The organism is Sphingomonas sp. Leaf30, assembly GCF_001422525.1.
Taxonomy (GTDB): domain Bacteria; phylum Pseudomonadota; class Alphaproteobacteria; order Sphingomonadales; family Sphingomonadaceae; genus Sphingomonas; species Sphingomonas aerolata.
Genome location: NZ_LMKZ01000018.1, coordinates 317,054 through 333,637 on the forward strand (window position 1 = coordinate 317,054; position 16,584 = coordinate 333,637).

14 protein-coding genes are annotated in these 16,584 nt (G+C 68.1%); 5 read left to right on the top strand and 9 right to left on the bottom strand.

The genetic code is table 11. The features are described from left to right. Window positions 1-23: 23 nt before the first annotated feature. From ASE89_RS15195 to ASE89_RS15210, 4 genes are all read right to left on the bottom strand, one after another. Complete coding sequence (locus ASE89_RS15195) at window positions 24-227, bottom strand: helix-turn-helix transcriptional regulator (RefSeq protein WP_031394295.1); 204 nt, start codon at window positions 225-227, stop codon at window positions 24-26. Next, window positions 224-631: a hypothetical protein gene (locus tag ASE89_RS15200; RefSeq protein ID WP_056679377.1), complete on the bottom strand. Its 408-nt coding sequence runs from the start codon at window positions 629-631 to the stop codon at window positions 224-226. Before ASE89_RS15200 ends, ASE89_RS15195 begins: the two co-directional genes overlap by 4 nt. Window positions 632-1,044: 413 nt before the next feature. Continuing rightward, window positions 1,045-1,299 (bottom strand): DUF6356 family protein, encoded by a 255-nt coding sequence (locus ASE89_RS15205; protein ID WP_031441081.1) that lies wholly within the window; start codon window positions 1,297-1,299, stop codon window positions 1,045-1,047. Between the two features lie 35 nt (window positions 1,300-1,334). Beyond that, entirely contained in the window at window positions 1,335-2,759 is a 1,425-nt protein-coding gene (locus ASE89_RS15210) for a UDP-N-acetylmuramate--L-alanine ligase (RefSeq protein WP_056679380.1), read from the bottom strand. A 48-nt stretch (window positions 2,760-2,807) separates the two neighbouring features. On the opposite strand from ASE89_RS15210, the gene ASE89_RS15215 reads away from it, so the two are divergent. From ASE89_RS15215 to ASE89_RS15230, 4 genes are all read left to right on the top strand, one after another. After that, window positions 2,808-3,623 carry an LD-carboxypeptidase gene (locus tag ASE89_RS15215; RefSeq protein ID WP_056679383.1) on the top strand — a complete coding sequence of 272 codons (816 nt, stop codon included), beginning with the start codon at window positions 2,808-2,810 and terminating at the stop codon, window positions 3,621-3,623. Window positions 3,624-3,838: 215 nt separating this feature from the next. Next, window positions 3,839-5,830, top strand: coding sequence for a threonine--tRNA ligase (thrS, locus tag ASE89_RS15220; protein ID WP_056679386.1), 1,992 nt, complete (start codon window positions 3,839-3,841; stop codon window positions 5,828-5,830). 99 nt (window positions 5,831-5,929) lie between these two features. Continuing rightward, entirely contained in the window at window positions 5,930-6,460 is a 531-nt protein-coding gene (infC, locus tag ASE89_RS15225; RefSeq protein WP_031396176.1) for a translation initiation factor IF-3, read from the top strand. Window positions 6,461-6,793: 333 nt separating this feature from the next. Continuing rightward, complete coding sequence (locus ASE89_RS15230) at window positions 6,794-9,613, top strand: TonB-dependent receptor (protein ID WP_056679389.1); 2,820 nt, start codon at window positions 6,794-6,796, stop codon at window positions 9,611-9,613. A gap of 163 nt (window positions 9,614-9,776) precedes the next feature. Here ASE89_RS15230 and ASE89_RS15235 read toward each other — a convergent pair whose 3' ends face one another. Next, window positions 9,777-12,524 carry a [protein-PII] uridylyltransferase gene (locus ASE89_RS15235; RefSeq protein WP_056680729.1) on the bottom strand — a complete coding sequence of 916 codons (2,748 nt, stop codon included), beginning with the start codon at window positions 12,522-12,524 and terminating at the stop codon, window positions 9,777-9,779. A 98-nt stretch (window positions 12,525-12,622) separates the two neighbouring features. Between ASE89_RS15235 and ASE89_RS15240 the strand changes: the two genes are divergently transcribed. Continuing rightward, window positions 12,623-13,912: a homoserine dehydrogenase gene (locus tag ASE89_RS15240; protein ID WP_056679392.1), complete on the top strand. Its 1,290-nt coding sequence runs from the start codon at window positions 12,623-12,625 to the stop codon at window positions 13,910-13,912. A 121-nt stretch (window positions 13,913-14,033) separates the two neighbouring features. On the opposite strand, the gene ASE89_RS15245 is transcribed toward ASE89_RS15240, so the two are convergent. The 4 genes from ASE89_RS15245 to ASE89_RS15260 all read right to left on the bottom strand — a co-directional run bounded on the left by ASE89_RS15245 (window position 14,034) and on the right by ASE89_RS15260 (window position 16,559). Beyond that, entirely contained in the window at window positions 14,034-14,489 is a 456-nt protein-coding gene (locus ASE89_RS15245) for a hypothetical protein (RefSeq protein WP_156363516.1), read from the bottom strand. Window positions 14,490-14,609: 120 nt separating this feature from the next. Then, the gene (locus ASE89_RS15250) at window positions 14,610-14,948 is read right to left on the bottom strand and encodes a hypothetical protein (protein WP_056679394.1); all 339 of its coding nucleotides are present in this window, start codon (window positions 14,946-14,948) and stop codon (window positions 14,610-14,612) included. 76 nt (window positions 14,949-15,024) lie between these two features. Further along, the gene (locus tag ASE89_RS15255) at window positions 15,025-15,468 is read right to left on the bottom strand and encodes a CoA-binding protein (protein WP_056680735.1); all 444 of its coding nucleotides are present in this window, start codon (window positions 15,466-15,468) and stop codon (window positions 15,025-15,027) included. 140 nt (window positions 15,469-15,608) lie between these two features. Then, on the bottom strand, window positions 15,609-16,559 hold the full coding sequence (locus ASE89_RS15260) for an Mrp/NBP35 family ATP-binding protein (RefSeq protein ID WP_056680738.1): 951 nt from the start codon (window positions 16,557-16,559) through the stop codon (window positions 15,609-15,611). Between the last annotated feature and the right edge of the window lie 25 nt (window positions 16,560-16,584).

Consider the following 16,584-nt stretch of genomic DNA (forward strand, 5'->3'; position numbering starts at 1 on the left):
CAAAGCGGGCGGGTGGGGCTAGGTCAGGCTGGTGCAGAGGGGCTGGTGAAGATGTCCTCGATCGCGAGGCCGAACAGCTCGGCGATGCGGAAGGCGAGCGGGAGCGAGGGGTCGTAGCGGCCGGTCTCGATCGCGTTGACGCTCTGGCGCGAGACGTCGAGGCGGTCGGCGAGGTCGCCCTGGCTCCAGTCGCGTTCGGCGCGCAGGACTTTCAGGCGGTTCTTCATGCGGCGCCTGCGCGAACCGCGGCGATGTTGAGGCACCCGCCGAGCATCAGGCCGGCAAACCAGAGTACACCCGCCGAATAGGCCGGGAGGTGCGGGGCGAGGCCGAAGCTTTCGACAAAGCCCCAGATCGTCGTCGCGCAGAGCATGAAGACGGTGGCGATCAGCGTCTGGCGGACGTTCATCGTGCGGATATATTCGTCGGGCTCGTCGCGCAGATAGCGGCCCCAGACGAGGAAGACGCCGAGCAGCGGGAGCGCGGGCAGCACCGCGAGGAGATAGGCGAGCGGGCCGGTCGGCGGATGGCTGCGGAACAGCGCCACCACGCCGAACAGCGTGCCCATGTACGCGAGGCTGAGACCGAGAACGGTGGCGTTGTAGCGGCGCAGCGCGGGGCTCTTGTGCATGGTCAAGCGTCCTTTCGAGTCGGTAAAGGAAACTTGTCATCTAGGGGTGTGGGAGTCAAGGTGGCTTTACAGCGGGGGCGGGGTTGAGGGGATGCGATCGCGACTGTCCGCTCTCCCACGTAGGCGGGAGTCCAGGGTGGCAGGGCTCGGTGCTGCTTGGCTCTGGATCCTGACTTTCGTCAGGATGACGGGGGGAGGGGGGCGGCGCTTCCCCGCCGTCGGGAGGACGGGTGGGGGGCTGCACTTCACCGCCGTCATCCTGGGCTTGACCCAGGATCCAGGGTCACGGGGCGCAGCGCTGCTTGGCTCTGGGTCCTGACTTTCGTCAGGATGACGGGTGGGAGAGGGCGGCGCTTACCGCCTTCGTCCTGGGCCCCCGCTTTCGCGGGGGGACGGGGCAGCTTGCGCTGGGGTCAGATGATGAATTCTACCGTCTTCATCTGGGTCTGGTCGGCCGCCACCGCGCCGCGTTTGGCGACCATCTGGCGGTGGAGTTCGCGGACGGTGTCGCTGCCGCTGGTCTTGCACAAGGCGGGGATGACCGCGTGGACGAGCGCGCCGAGGCCGCCGGCGATCATCGTCACGCCGAACCGGCTGGCGACGCCGAAATGCTCGGCATAGCTTTCGCCGACGGTGGCGGGATGGTCGAGGAAGAGGCGGCGGAACATCGGCGGGTCTCCGGACGGGGGGCGCGCTTATCCTATCAGCCGGCGAGGGATTCGACCATGGTCGCCGCGAGCAGGCTGAGCGTGTCGTCGCGCGCGCCCATCACGACGATGCGGTCGCCGGGGCGGGCCTCGGCCACGAGGCAGGCGGCGGCGTCGGCGCGGTTGGGGATGTGGCGGGCGTCGCGGCCTTCCGCGGCGATCCGGGCGACGATGTCGGCGCTGGTGACCTCGCGGGTGACGGTGCCGCCATAATAGGCCGGGTCGGGGAGGACGAGCAGGTCTTCGGGGGCCAGCCTCGCGACGAAGGTGGCGACGAGCTCGGTGCCCATGACCTTCAAGGGGCCATAGCCGTGCGGCTGGAACAGGATCAGCAGGCGGCCGGGAAAGGCGTGGAGCGTGTCGAGCGTGGCGGCGATCTTGTCGGGGTTGTGGCCGAAATCGTCGATCACCGCGACGCCGTTCGCCTCGCCGACCAGATCGAACCGGCGGCGCAGGCCGGTGAAGCTCGCGAGCGCCCTGACCGCGTCGGGGAGTGACACGTCGGCGGCCATCGCCGCGCCGATCGCGGCGAGCGCGTTCGCGACGTTGTGGCGGCCGGGGACGGCGAGCTTCACGCGCGTGCGGACGCCGCGCGAGACGAGGTCGAACGCTATCGCGAAGGGTTCGGGGGCGAGGTTCTCGGCGCGGAGGTCGGCGGAGGCGTCGATCGCGAAGGTGGTGACCTGGCCGCGCGGGAGGCGGGCGGCGAGCGCTGCGGCGTCGGGGTCGTTGGCGTTGACGACCGCGGTCTCGGCCTTGGCGATGAAGGCGCCGAAGAGCGCGCGGAGTTCGTCGAGCGACTTGTGGTCGAGGCTGACATTGTTGAGCACGGCGATCTTGGGCGCGTAATGCGCGATCGAGCCGTCGCTTTCGTCGACTTCGCTGACGAAGGTGTCGCCCTCGCCGACTAAGGCACTCGCGAAGGGGGCGTCGGGGGTGGCGAAATTCTTCATCACCGCGCCGTTCATCACGGTCGGGTCGCGGCCGGCGGTGTGGAGGATCCAGCCGATCATGCCGGTGACGGTCGACTTGCCGCTGGTGCCCGCCACGCCGATCGGCAGGCGGCTGTCGTTGAACAAGGAGGCGAGCAGCTCGGCGCGGGTGGCGCGCGGGCAGCCGAGCGCGGCGGCGGCGATCATGTCGGGGACATTGGCCTCGATCGCGGCGGAGGCGACGACGTGCTGGTCCGCGGAGACGATGCCGCTGCCGTCCTGCGGGAAGAGCGCGACGCCCTTTGCGGCGAGATCGTCGAACTTGGCGGGGACGCGGCCCTGGTCGAGATTGCGGTCCGAGCCCGCGACGCTCGCGCCGCGGCCCGCGAGGATCATCGCGAGCGGCATCATGCCCGACCCGCCGATGCCGATGAAGAAATAGGCGGGCTGGTCGGCGGCGGTCTGGTCGGAGGGGTTGGTGATATCCATAAGCTCGCGCTATCGGCGGTTGCGTAACGGGGCAAGACAGGACGAACCATGCGCATCGGTGTTCTCGCCGCGTCGAGCCGGACCAACCCTTCGGCGATCCCCGTGGTCACCGCCTATGCGGCGCGCGCGTTTCCCGAGGTCGAGCTGGTATTCCATCCGCAGTGCACCGCGACCGACGGGCATTTCGCGGGATCGGACTTCGCGCGCGCGGCGGCGTTTCTGGAATACGCCAATGATCCGGCGTTCGACGCGATCTGGTTCCTGCGCGGGGGCTATGGCGCGAACCGGATCCTGCAGATGGTGATGCCCGAGCTGGGGCGCGCGGCGCGGCACAAGACGTATCTGGGCTATTCGGATGTCGGGTTCCTGCTGGGGGCGCTTTACGCGCGGCGGATCGGGCGGGTGGCGCACGGGCCGATGGTGAGCGACATCAACCGGCATGACGGCGAGGTGACGGTGGCGCGGTCGCTCGGGTGGATGGCGCGGGGGGATCGCAGCGGACTCGAGCCGGGGCTCGGGGGGCAGCCCTCGGCGGCGTTCAACCTGTCGATCCTGACGTCGCTGATCGGGACGCCGTGGCTGCCGGATCTGACCGATCACGTGCTGATCGTCGAGGAGGTGTCGGAGCCGATGTATGCGATCGACCGGATGCTGTTCAAGGTGGCGAACGCGACGCAGCTGAAGGGGATTGCCGGGCTCAGGCTCGGGGCGGTGACCGCGGTGCAGGCGAACGAGCCGGCCTGGGGGGAGACGCTGGATTACATGATGGTGCGCTGGGCGCGGGACATGGGGGTGCCGTATCTGGGGCGGGCCGAGGTGGGGCACACGCAGGGAAACCATGTGGTGCCGTTCGGGGTGGGGTGAGGGGGCAGATGGCTTCCACCCCGGCGGAGGCCGGGGTCCAGATGGTGAGGTCGGCGTAACTGGGCGCGGTCCTTTGTTGGCGGCGTTTCCCAACTGGGCCCCGGCCTTCGCCGGGGAACATGGGGGCGGTTCGTGGGGTGTCGGTGCGTGGCGGGTTGCCTATATCGGCTGGGCGACGGCATAAGCGCCGCTCTTCCATCACGAGAAAGTTCCTCATGTCTGCCATGTTCCGCATTACGCTTCCCGACGGTTCCGTCCGCGAGGTTGCGCCCGGGACTACGCCCGCGGATGTTGCCGCGGCGATCGGGCCGGGGCTTGCCAAGGCGGCGCTGGCGGCGCGGATCGATGGGCAGGTGCGGGATCTGAGCCGGCCGTTCGAGGGGGATACGCAGCTGGCGCTCGTCACCGCGCGCGACGAGGCGGATGCGCTCGAGCTGGTGCGGCATGACCTGGCGCATGTGATGGCGGAGGCCGTGCAGCATTTGTTTCCGGGCACGCAGATCACCTTCGGGCCGGCGACCGATGACGGCTTCTATTACGACTTCGCGCCGAAGGACCGGCCGTTCACCGACGAGGACCTGCCGGCGATCGAGGCGGAGATGCGGGCGATCATCGCGCGGAACGAGCCGTTCCTGCGCGAGGTCTGGTCGCGCCAGCAGTTGATCGACCGGTGGACCGAGCAGGGCGAGACGTTCAAGGCCGAATGGGCCGCCGAGCTGCCCGAGGGCGAGGAGCTGACCATCTATCGCCAGGGCGAGTGGCTCGACATGTGCCGCGGGCCGCACATGGTTTCGACCGGCAAGCTCGATCCCGCGGCGTTCAAGCTGACGCGCGTGAGCGGCGCCTATTGGCGCGGCGACCAGAAGAACGCGATGCTCAGCCGGATCTACGGCACCGGCTGGCTCAACAAGAAGCAGCTCGACCAGCATCTGTTCCGGCTGGAGGAAGCCGCCAAGCGCGATCATCGGAAAATCGGGCAGGAGATGGACCTGTTCCACCTCCAGTCCGAGGCGCAGGGGTCGGTGTTCTGGCATCCCAACGGCTTCGTGCTGTGGCGCCAGCTGGAGGCGTATATGCGTCGGCGGCTCGATGCGGCGGACTATGCCGAGGTGAAGACGCCGCAGCTGATGGACGCCAAGCAGTGGGAGCAGTCGGGCCACTGGGGCAAGTATCGCGAGAACATGTTCGTGGTGCCCGACGAGATCCCCAATGTGGAAGACGAGGGCGCGGTCCTGTCGGGCGAGGGCGACCTGATGGCGCTCAAGCCGATGAACTGCCCGGCGCACGTCCTGATCTTCAAGCAGGGGATCAAGTCGTACCGCGACCTGCCGATCCGGATGGCCGAGTTCGGCTGCTGCCACCGCAACGAGCCGCATGGCGCGCTGCACGGCATCATGCGCGTGCGGCAGTTCACGCAGGACGACGCGCATATCTTCGTCCGCGAGGACCAGCTGGTCGAGGAGGTGCGCAAGTTCTGCGAGCTGCTCGACAGCGTGTACAAGCATCTGGGCTTCGAGGATTATGCGGTGAAGCTCGCGCTGCGCCCCGAGAAGCGGTTCGGCGACGATGCGATGTGGGACAAGGCGGAGGCCGAGCTGCGCGAGGCGGTGATGCAGTCGACGCTGCCCGACACGATCAAGGCGAATTTCGAGGAGCTGCCGGGCGAGGGGGCCTTCTATGCGCCGAAGCTCGAATTCCACCTGACCGATGCGATCGGGCGGACGTGGCAGGTCGGCACGATCCAGTCGGACCGCGTGCTGCCCGAGCGACTCGACGCGTCCTATGTGGGCGCGGATGGCGAGCGGCATCGGCCGGTGATGCTCCACCGCGCGATTCTGGGCACGTTCGAGCGGTTCATCGGCATCCTGATCGAGCATCATGCCGGGCGCTTCCCGCTCTGGCTGGCGCCGGTGCAGGTAGTGGTCGCGACGATCGTGTCGGATGCGGACGACTATGCGCACAGTGTGGTCGCCGCGCTGCGCAAGGCGGGGATCCGGGTCGAGACCGACCTGCGCAACGAGAAGATCAACTACAAGGTGCGCGAGCACAGCCTGGCCAAGGTGCCGGTGCTGTTCGTGGTCGGCAAGCGCGAGGCGGACGAGGCGACGGTCGCGATTCGGCGGCTGGGCAGCCAGGGGCAGGAGATGCTGTCGCTCGACGAGGCGGTGGCACGCCTTGCGATCGAGGCGCGCGCTCCCGATATGTGATGGACGAGGCCGGCTTTCCGCGCAGAGCTTTCTGCGCTATAAGCCGGCCCAAATACTTCGTCAGAAACAACAGGAGCAACCCCCATACGTCCTCCCACGATGCGCCGGCCCATGCAGACGCCCGCGATGAACGGCCCGCGATTCAACGAATTCATCCAAAGCCAGAAGGTCCGCGTGATCGATCACGAGGGCGAGAATCTGGGCGTGATGTACACGCGCGAAGCGATCGAGCAGGCGGCCGAGCATGGTCTGGACCTGGTTGAGGTCTCGCCCAACGCCGATCCGCCCGTCGCCAAGTTCCTCGATGTCGGCAAGTTCAAGTACGAGGCGCAGAAGAAGGCGAACCTCGCACGCAAGTCGCAGAAGACGCAGGAGATCAAGGAGATCAAGATGCGTCCGAACATCGACGACCATGATTACGACACGAAGATGAAGAAGGTGAACGACTTCATCGGCGAAGGCGACAAGGTCAAGATCACGCTGCGCTTCCGTGGCCGCGAGCTGAGCCATGGCCAGCTGGGCATGAACCTGTTGAAGCGCGTGCAGGACGACGTCGCGGAGATCGCCAAGATCGAGGCGTATCCGCGCATGGAAGGCCGTCAGATGCTGATGGTGCTCGCGCCCAAGTAACGGCGTGACGACGCGGCCCCGCGATGCGGGCGCGATACGACGATAGCGACCGGCCCATCGCCCCCTGTCCGGGGCGGTGGGCCGTTTGCGTTGGGGTGCAGGTCACCATGACCCGTTCCGTAGCGTCAACCGCCGCGGTCGAACCGCCCGTGCGCGATGCATCGATTTCGGGGCTATCACGCGGTGTTATTGCTCGGTGTTGCGGAAGTGCGACACAGCGACCGGAAAGTTACTTCCGCATACGGAAATCGGTGGACGCTGCATGAAAATTCCAATTACCTCCTGACCAAACCGGAAATTCGAAATAATTCGAAGCCGCCAGGAGAGATGCCCATGCGCATGACCGCATATCTGTTGTCTGCCGCCGCGACGATCGCGATCGCGGCGCCGGCCTTCGCACAGGATGTCCCGACGACGCAGCCCGAGGCGCAGACCGTACCCTCAAATACATCGGGTACCGCCGCCGCGTCGGTCGATGCGCAGCAGCAGCCGGTTGCCGAGAACGCGAATCCCCAGCCGATCAATGCGGGCGACATCGTCATCACCGCGACGCGCCGCTCCGAGCGGCTGTCGAACGTGCCGATCGCGGTGTCCGCGGTCGGCCAGGCCGCGCTCCAGAATTCGGGCGCGACCGACATCCGCCAGATGACCCAGCTTGCGCCGTCGCTGCTGATCTCGTCGACCGGCTCGGAGGCGAACGCCTCGGCGCGTATCCGTGGCATCGGCACGGTCGGCGACAATCCCGGCCTTGAAAGCTCGGTCGCGGTGTTCATCGACGGCGTCTATCGCAGCCGCACGGGTTCGGGTCTGAACGATCTGGGCGAAGTCGACCGGATCGAGGTGCTGCGCGGGCCGCAGGGGACGCTGGCCGGGCGCAACGCATCGGCGGGCACGATCAACATCCTGACCAAGCTGCCCTCCTACCAGTTCGGCGGCTATGGCGACGCGACCTATGGCAATTACAACAATATCCGCATCGCGGGCGGGCTGACCGGGCCGATCATCAAGGACAAGCTGGCGTTCCGGCTCGACGGCGTGTTCGGCAAGCGCGACGGCTATTATTACGACGTCATCAACCAGACCGATTATAACGACCGCAACCGCTATTTCGTGCGCGGGCAGCTGCTGTTCGAGCCGAGCGCCGACGTGTCGGTGCGGCTGATCGGCGATTACACGCGGCGTGACGAAAAGTGCTGCGGCGCGGTCTATATCGACACGCGCGAGAAGATCGACCCGACGCCGGGCGTCGCGGGCGACTTCGCGATCAACCCGGCGGGCAACCGCATCCAGCAGGTCATGCAGAGCATGGGTGCGGTGTTCCCGAGCCAAGGCGACCCGTATAACCGCCGCATCGCCAACACGCTGGGCCGCGCCTATTCGAACATCACCAAGGATTATGGCGGCTCGGGCCAGATCGACGCGAACCTGGGCTTTGCGCAGCTGACCTCGATCACCGCGTATCGCGAGTACAAGTCGGGCGGCGCGGCCGACATCGACTACGGCAATCTCGACATCGGTTATCGTGCGGACGACGGCAACAGCTATCGCCAGTTCCACACCTTCAGCCAGGAAGTCCGGCTGAACGGGTCGCTGTTCGACGACAAGCTCGACTGGCTGGTCGGCGGCTATTATTCGAAGGAAGACCTGGTCGTTGCGGACAATCTGAAGTTCGGGACGCAATATGGCGCGTTCGCCGCGTGCCGGATCGTCGCGACGGTCAACCCGGCGGCGGCGCTGCGCAATCCGGCCAATCCGGGCTGCCTCAGCGCGACGGGACGTGCGGTCCTGTCGGGACAGGTTCCGGGCACGCAGCCCGCCTTCGGCGCGCTGACCGGTACCATCCTGAGCGGCATCGACCGGCTGAGCACGCTCAACAATCTGGGCGACCAGCGGTCGACCTATTATCAGGACAGCGAGAATTACGCGTTCTTCACGCACAACATCTTCAAGGTCACCGACAAGCTGTCGATCACCGGCGGGCTTCGCTACACGCATGAGCAGAAGGATTTCCACGCCGATTTCAACAACAACAACACCGTCTGCCCCGCGCAGCAGGCCGCGCTGAGCCCGCTGCTGGCGAGCGCGGCGGTGCCCGCCAGCCTGAAGACGCTGGTCGGCGGCATCGTCACGCTGACCTGCACGGGCAATTCGACCTCGGCGCTGAACGGGCTCGATCTGAACGACGGGTTCAAGGAAGGCGAGTTCAGCGGCACGGGGATCGTGTCGTACAAGCCGCGTACCGACACGCTGCTCTATGCGTCCTATTCGCGCGGCTACAAGGCGGGCGGCTATAATCTCGACCGGTCGGACCTGACCGCGAACGTCTTCTCGTCGCCGACCAATGCCAGCGCGAGCCGGCTGCGGTTCGATCCCGAGACGGTCAATTCCTATGAGCTGGGGCTGAAGTTCACCTCCGCGCAGTTCACCTTCAACGTCGCGGGCTTCCGCCAGGAGTTCAAGAACTTCCAGCTGAACACGTTCAACGGCACCAACTTCATCGTCCAGAACATCAGCTCGTGCGACACCAGCCTGAACGGCGCGGATCGCGATGCGAGTGCGGCGACGGGCGCGTGCACCGGCGACGTGAAATACGGCGTGCGGTCGCAGGGCGTCGAGCTCGAGGCGGGGCTGTTCCCGGTCCGCGACGTCGCGGTGTCGCTCGGCTACACCTATGTCGACACGACCTTCAAGAACAACCTGGTCGGGTCGGAGACGGGCGAGGCCCTCGACCCCGCGCTGTTCCTGCTGTCGGGCAACACGCTGTCGAACGCGCCCAAGCACACGGTCACCGCGTCGGGGACGTGGACGCCCGAGCTGGGGTCGTCGGGGATCACCGGGCTGTTCTACATCGATGGCCGCATGACCAGCGACTATAATACCGGGTCGGACCTGTTCACCGAGAAGGCGCAGGACGGCTTCTTCCTGATGAACGCGCGGATCGGCATCCGCGGGCCGGCGCAGAAATGGGCGGTCGAATTGTGGGCGCAGAACCTGCTCGACACCGATTACCAGCAGGTCGGCTTCAACGCGCCGTTCCAGGGCGCGGGCAATCTCGACCAGGTGAAGGCGTTCGGCGGGGTGGGGAACCAGATCTTCACCTCGTACCTCGCCGAGCCGCGGACCTATGGGCTGACGGTGCGCACGCGGTTCTGATTGCGTTTGGAGGGTAGGGGAGGCCGGTCCGTTCGCGGGCCGGCCTTTTGCGTTTGGGGGGCTTCGTTCACGTCCGTCATCCTGACGAAAGTCAGGATCCAGGATAACTCAGCGGGACGATCGTGGCTCTGGATCCTGACTTTCGTCAGGATGACGGGCGAAGTTAGGCGGCGAGGTCTAGTTCCTTGCCGGCGGCCGCCGCGAGCAGGCGGCGTTCGAGGGTCTTCAGCCGGGCGGGGGCGGTGATGCGGTCGCCGGTGAGGTCGGTGATGTAGAAGGTGTCGACCGCGCGTTCGCCATAGGTGGCGACATGCGCGGAGTGGATCGTCACCTTCGACTGGAAGAGCGCCTGGGCGAGCCGGTTGAGCAGGGCGGGGCCGTCGCGGGCGTTGACCTCGACCACGGTGAAGCGGTTCGAGGCGCGGTTGTCGATCATCGCGTTGGGGACGATGTCGAACGCCTCGGCGCGCGCGCGCGGGAGCGGCTTGGCGACGAGGCGGTCGGCGAGCTTGCCGCGGTTGGCGAGCGCATCCTCGATCGCGGTCTTCAGCCGGGCGAGCTGTTCGCTGCCGTCGAACGGGCGGCCGAACGGATCCTGGACGAGGAAATTGTCGACCGCCATGCCGTCGCGCGTGGTGTGGATCCGCGCGTCGATGATGTTGCCGCCCGCGACATGGATCGCGCCGGCGATGCGGTAGAAGAGCCCGGGATGATCCGCGGCGTAGATCGTCACGAGCGTGGCGCCGCGGCCGGGATAGACATGCGCGTCGATCGCGAGCTGCGCGTCGCCGGTGCCGGCGAGGAAGCGGGCATTGTGGACGAGCACGTCCTCGGGCTCGGCGATCCAATAGGCCTCGGGCATGCGGCGGACGAACGCGGCGAACTCGGCGTCGCTCCAGCCGAGATCGGCGTGGAGCGTCTCGTGCTTGGCGGCGATGCGTTCGGCGCGGCCCTTCTGCTTGTGGCCGAGCCGGAGCACCTCCTCGGCGGATTCATAGAGGTCGCCGAGCAATTGGCGCTTCCAGCCGTTCCAGACGCCCGGGCCGACCGCGCGGATATCGACGATGGTGAGGACGAGCAGGAGGCGGAGTCGCTCGGGGCTTTGCACCACGTCGCAGAAATCGAGGATCGTCTTGAAGTCCGACAGGTCGCGCTTGAACGCGGTCGCGGACATCAGCAGATGCCAGCGCACGAGCCAGGCGACGGTCTCGGTCTCGGCCGGCGACAGGCCGAAGCGCGGGCAGAGGCGCTGCGCGACCTCCGCGCCGAGGATCGAATGATCGCCGCCGCGGCCCTTGGCGATGTCGTGGAGCAGCACCGCGACATAGAGGACGCGGCGCGAGACGATCTGGCGGAAGATCGCGCTGGCGAGCGGATGGTCGTCCTTCAAGGCGCCATTCTCGATCCGCGCGAGCAGGCCGAGTGCGCGGATCGTGTGTTCGTCGACGGTGTAGTGGTGGTACATGTCGAACTGCATCTGCGCGACGACGCGGCCGAAATCGGGCACGAACCGACCGAACACGCCGGTCTCGTTCATCCAGCGCAGGACGAGTTCGGGATCGCGCGGCGAGCTGAGGACGTCGAGGAACAGCGCGTTGGCGGTGGGATCGTCGCGGATGTCGTCGACCAGCTTCACGTCGCGGGCGGCCGCGCGCATCGCGAGCGGGTGGATCTCGAGCGCGTTGCGGTCGGCGAGCTGGAAGATCTCGATCAGCCGGACCGGACTTGCACGGAAGAAATCGTCGTCGGGCAGCGCCAGCCGGCCGCGGTCGAGGACGAAGCCGTTCAGCCGGCGCGGGCTGCGGCGGATCGTCGGCAGGCCGAAGCGGCGGCCGCGCGCGGCGAATTTCTCGTCGAGATGCGCGAGGAAGACGCCGGTGAGGTCGCCGACGGTCTTCGCCTGGAGAAAGTAGAAATGCATGAAGCGCTCGACCTTCGGCTTGCCCGGGCGGTCGGAGAAGCGCATCCGGTCGGCGATCTCGCGCTGGACGTCGAAGGTCAGCCGGTCCTCGGCGCGACCGGTGATGCTGTGGAGGTGGCAGCGCACCGCCTGGAAGAAATTGTCGGCGCGGTGGAAGAGGCGATATTCGGCCTTGGTGAACAGCCCGACATCGACGAGCTGCGCCGCGCGCTGGACGTCGTAGATGTATTTGCCGATCCAGAAGAGCGCGTGGAGATCGCGCAGGCCGCCCTTGCCCTCCTTGACGTTGGGTTCGACGACATAGCGCGTGTCGCCCATCTTGCGGTGGCGCAGGTCGCGCTCGACGAGCTTGTCGGCGATGAACGCGCGTGCGGTATCCGCCTGGACCTCGACCTTGAAGCGGCGCGACGCCTCTTCGTAGAGATCCATGTCGCCGGTGACGTAGCGCGCCTCGAGCAGGGCGGTGCGGACGGTGATGTCAGCCTTGGCCTGGCGGATCATCTCGTCGAGCGAGCGGCTGGACTGGCCGAGTTTCAGGCCGAGATCCCAGAGCGTGTAGAGCATCGATTCGATGATGCGTTCGACCCGCGGGGTCTGCTTGCCGGGCGTGAGGAAGCCGATATCGACATCCGAATGCGGCGCCATCTCGCCGCGGCCATAGCCGCCGACCGCGATCAGCGTCAGCCGGTCGTCGGGGGTGGGCGCGGGCGCGGGGTGCAGCCGGGTGGTGGTGAAGTCGAACAGCAGGCGGAGCAGCTGGTCGATCAGATAGGCCTGCGCGCTCGACACCTCGAGCCCGCGGCTGGGATGTTCGGCGAGCCGCTTGGCGACCTCGACCCGGCCCGCGTCGAGCGCGGCCTTGAGCAGGATCGTCGCCTGGCGGCCGAGCGCGACCGGGTCGGTCTCGTCCAGCGCGGCGATGGTGTCGGCGACCGCGCGGCGATCGATGATCGCGCGGCGGTTGGGCAGGTGATCGAAGCGGCCGGTCATGCGGGACCAGATAGGGCGCGCGGCGCCATTCGTCATCTTGATTGCGGGAATCCTTCCCGAACCCTAGGTCTTCGCGCGGGTTTGGCGAAAGGAAGACGATGAGCGAAGCGTTGCGCGTGGGACTGGCGGGCCTGGGAACCGTGGGGGGCGGCGTCATCCGGCTGCTCGACGCGAACCGCGAGCTGATCGCCAGACGGGCCGGGCGCGCGATCGAGGTCGTCGCGGTGTCGGCGCGCGACCGCTACAAGGATCGCGGCGTTGATCTGACGCGGTTCGCCTGGGTCGACGACACGACCGCGCTGGCGCAGCAGGGGGACGTCGATGTCGTCGTCGAGCTGATCGGTGGATCGGACGGCCCCGCGCTGACGCTCGCGCGCTCGACGCTCGCCGCGGGCAAGTCGTTCGTCACCGCGAACAAGGCGATGCTCGCGCATCACGGCTATGAGCTGGCGACCGCGGCGGAGGCGGCGCGCGTCGCGCTGAAGTTCGAGGCGGCGGTCGCGGGCGGGATCCCGGTGATCAAGGGCCTGCGCGAGGGCGCGGCGGCCAATGCGATCGGGCGGGTCTACGGGATCCTCAACGGGACGTGCAATTTCATCCTGAGCAAGATGGAGGCGGAGGGGCGCGATTTCGCCGAGATCCTCGCCGAGGCGCAGGCGCTGGGCTTTGCCGAGGCGGATCCGAGCTTCGACATCGACGGGGTGGATGCGGCGCACAAGCTGTCGATCCTCGCCTCGATCGCGTTCGGGACGCGGCCGGCGTTCGACACGGTGGCGGCGAGCGGCATCCGGCACCTGCTGGGCGCGGATATCGCCGAGGCGGCGGCTTTAGGCTACCGCGTGCGGCTGCTCGGGCTGGCGGAGGACGGGCCCGACGGGCTGTTCCAGCGCGTGCATGCGCATCTGGTGCCGGTCGACCATCCGCTCGCGCATGTGACGGGGTCGCTGAACGCCGTGGTCGCGGAGGGCAATTTCGTCGGGCGGCTGCTGTTCCAGGGCGCAGGCGCGGGCGACGGGCCGACCGCGAGCGCGGTGGTCGCGGACCTGATCGACATTGCGCGCGGCGAATATGGGCCGCCCTATGCGATGCCGGCGGCGTCGCTGGTCGCGGCGGCGACCGCGGACAGCGGCGAACGGCGCGGGCGCGCCTATCTGCGCTTCACGGTCGCGGACCGGGTCGGCGTGCTGGCCGAGATCGCCGCGGCGATGCGCGACGCGGGCGTCTCGATCGAGAGCCTGATCCAGCGCGGCGCGATGGCGGACGGCAGCGTGCTCGTCGCGATCGTCACGCATGAGGGGCCGGAACGCTCGGTGGCGCAGGCGCTGGAGAAATTGCGGGGGTCGCAGAGCCTGGTGGGGCAGCCGTTGTGGATGCATATTCTGGGGTGATTTTGGGGGTGGGGTGACGGCCGCCCGCTTCGTCATCCCGGGCTTGACCCGGGACCCAGGGTGGCGGGGTGCTGCGCTGCTTGGCTCTGGGTCCTGACGTTCGTCAGGATGACGGGGTGGGTTACGGCCGTGCGGGGGCCGGGGGTGCGGGGTCGGACAGGTCGATGGCGATGCGGCCGGTCTTGTCGGGTTTCTTGGCGAAGGCGCTTTTGGCGAGCGCGACGGCGCCGGCGACGAGCGGGGCGATCGGGGGGCCGAAGCCGGACTGGCAGCCGCTCTGGGTCGCGGCGCAGGGCGTGCCCTCGAGCGACAGCGCGCGGATCGCGGTCATGTTCGGGTTGGCGGCGACGGGGCGGTCGGGCGGGCCCCAGTCGGGGAGCGGCAGGCGCGGGCCCGATTGGGTGCCGGGCGCGCAGACGGTAATCGTCTTGTCGCCCTCCTTCACCACCGGACAGTCGGGGGGATTGAGGATCGACCAGCTCTTCTCGGTCGGGGCGGACGATACCTGTGTGGCGGCGGGCTTGGCCGCAGGTGTAGCGCCGGCCTGTGCGAGCGCGAGCAGGGTGACGAGAATCATCGACGGCGCCTCAACGGTTTGCGGTGATCATGGGCATCGCCCGAGCATGGACCCGATCGGGGCGTCTTGCCACTGTCCAGATGGCGGGGGGCTGATGGCGGGGGCGTGATGGCGCGGGGGTCAGGGTGCGGGTTTGCGGAGGCCGCCGGCGGTGACGCCCGCCGCGCCGACGCCGACCGACACGCCGGCCATGCCGCCGCCGACCTGGAACGGGCCCATGTCCTGGACCGGGGTGCGCGCGTTGAGCAGCCGGACGCGTTCCGCGGCGAGGCTTTCATGGCGCGGATCGCCGGGGTCGTGCTCGACGAACGGCACGCGGAACCGATCCGCCTGGCGCAGGCCGCAGACGGTGATGTCGGTCGAGGCGGGATCGATGACGCAGCGGGGTTCGGCGGCGAGTCGCTCGCTGGCCTTGGCGAGCAGCGGGTCCTGAGCGAGAGCCAGAAGCAAGGCGAACATGACCTGTCCCCGATACGCGATGGGCCGATACGAAGCTCGTCGCGAGGGTGACGCACGCGCAGGCGAGCCGCAAGCGTCAGTCGGTCGGATCCCGATCTATCCTGGCGACGCCGAGCCGGGGGATCTCGATCGCGGGGCAGCGGTCCATGACGACCTGAAGCCCGGCGGCTTCGGCGCGGGCGGCGGCAGCCTCGTTGACCACGCCGAGCTGCATCCACACCGCTTTCGCGCCGACTGCGATCGCCTGGTCGACGGCCTCGCCCGCGGCGGCGGAGTTGCGGAAGATGTCGACGATGTCGATTTGGTCGCCGAGCTGGGCGAGTTCGCGGAAGACGAATTCGCCGTGGATGTGCTCGCCGGTGATCTGCGGGTTGACCGGAATGACGCGATAACCGTGCGCCTGCATCCGCGCCATCACGCCGTAGGAGGGGCGGTCGGGGCGGTCGGAGGCGCCGACCAGCGCGATCGTGCGCGCGTTTTCGAGAAGCGCCTTGATATCGGAATTGGCGGTAAGAGGCATCGCGGCGTCCTCTTCGGGGAGCACCCGTCCGGGTCTGTACATAGACCGGTCGGGTGGCTGGAATCCTGGTCCGCTCGTGCCGTAGCTCTACGCGCCAGGCACGACCGGTAACTGCACAACGGTGCGGGCCCCAAAACGTTTCACATTTTTCCAATCCATGCGACGACCTGAGCGGCGAGGGCGGCAAAGATCACGTCGTCGGGCTCGGCCGCGGGGGGCGTTCCCGCGTCGGAGGCGGTGCGGATCGACAGCGTCAGCGGGACGCGGCCGAGGAACGCGATGCCGAGCTCACGCGCCGCCGCCTCGGCGCCGCCGTTGCCGAACGGATCCGAGCTTTCGCCGCAATGCGGGCAGACATAGCCGGCCATGTTCTCGACCAGCCCGATGATCGGGATCCCGGCTTTCTCGAACAGGTCGATCGCGCGGCGGGCGTCGATCAGCGCGAGGTCCTGCGGGGTCGAGACGATGATCGCGCCCGCGGGACGGTATTTCTGGACCATCGTCAGCTGGACGTCGCCGGTGCCGGGGGGAAGATCGAGCACGAGCGTGTCGGTCGCGCCCCAGTCCGCCTCGACCAGCTGGCCGAGCGCGCCCGCCGCCATCGGTCCGCGCCAGGCGAGCGCGCGACCTGGATCAACGAGCTGGCCCATCGACAGGAGGGGGACGCCGTAGGGGGTGGGGACCGGGTCGAGCACCTTGTCCTTGGCGGTCGGGCGGGTGCCCTCGACCCCCATCAGCCGTGGCTGCGACGGGCCGTAAATGTCCGCGTCGACGAGGCCGACGCGGCGCCCGGCCTTCGACAGCGCGATGGCGAGGTTGGCGGACAGCGTCGACTTGCCGACCCCGCCCTTGCCGCTGGCGACCGCGATCAGCCGGCGGGTGGTGCGTTCGGCGGTCATGACCACGCGCACCTCGCCGACGCCCGGCGCGGTCGCGGCCATCTTCACCGTCGCCTCGAGCGCGTCGCGCGCCTTCGGGTCGAGGCCGGTCGCATCGACCACCACGCCGAGCCGCGTTCCTTCGAGTCGCACCGTGGCGCGCGTGCCCGCCACTGCGGCAATCGCCGCCTTTACCGCTTCAATGTCGATCATCGCCGCCAGATAGGCCCGTGGCGGG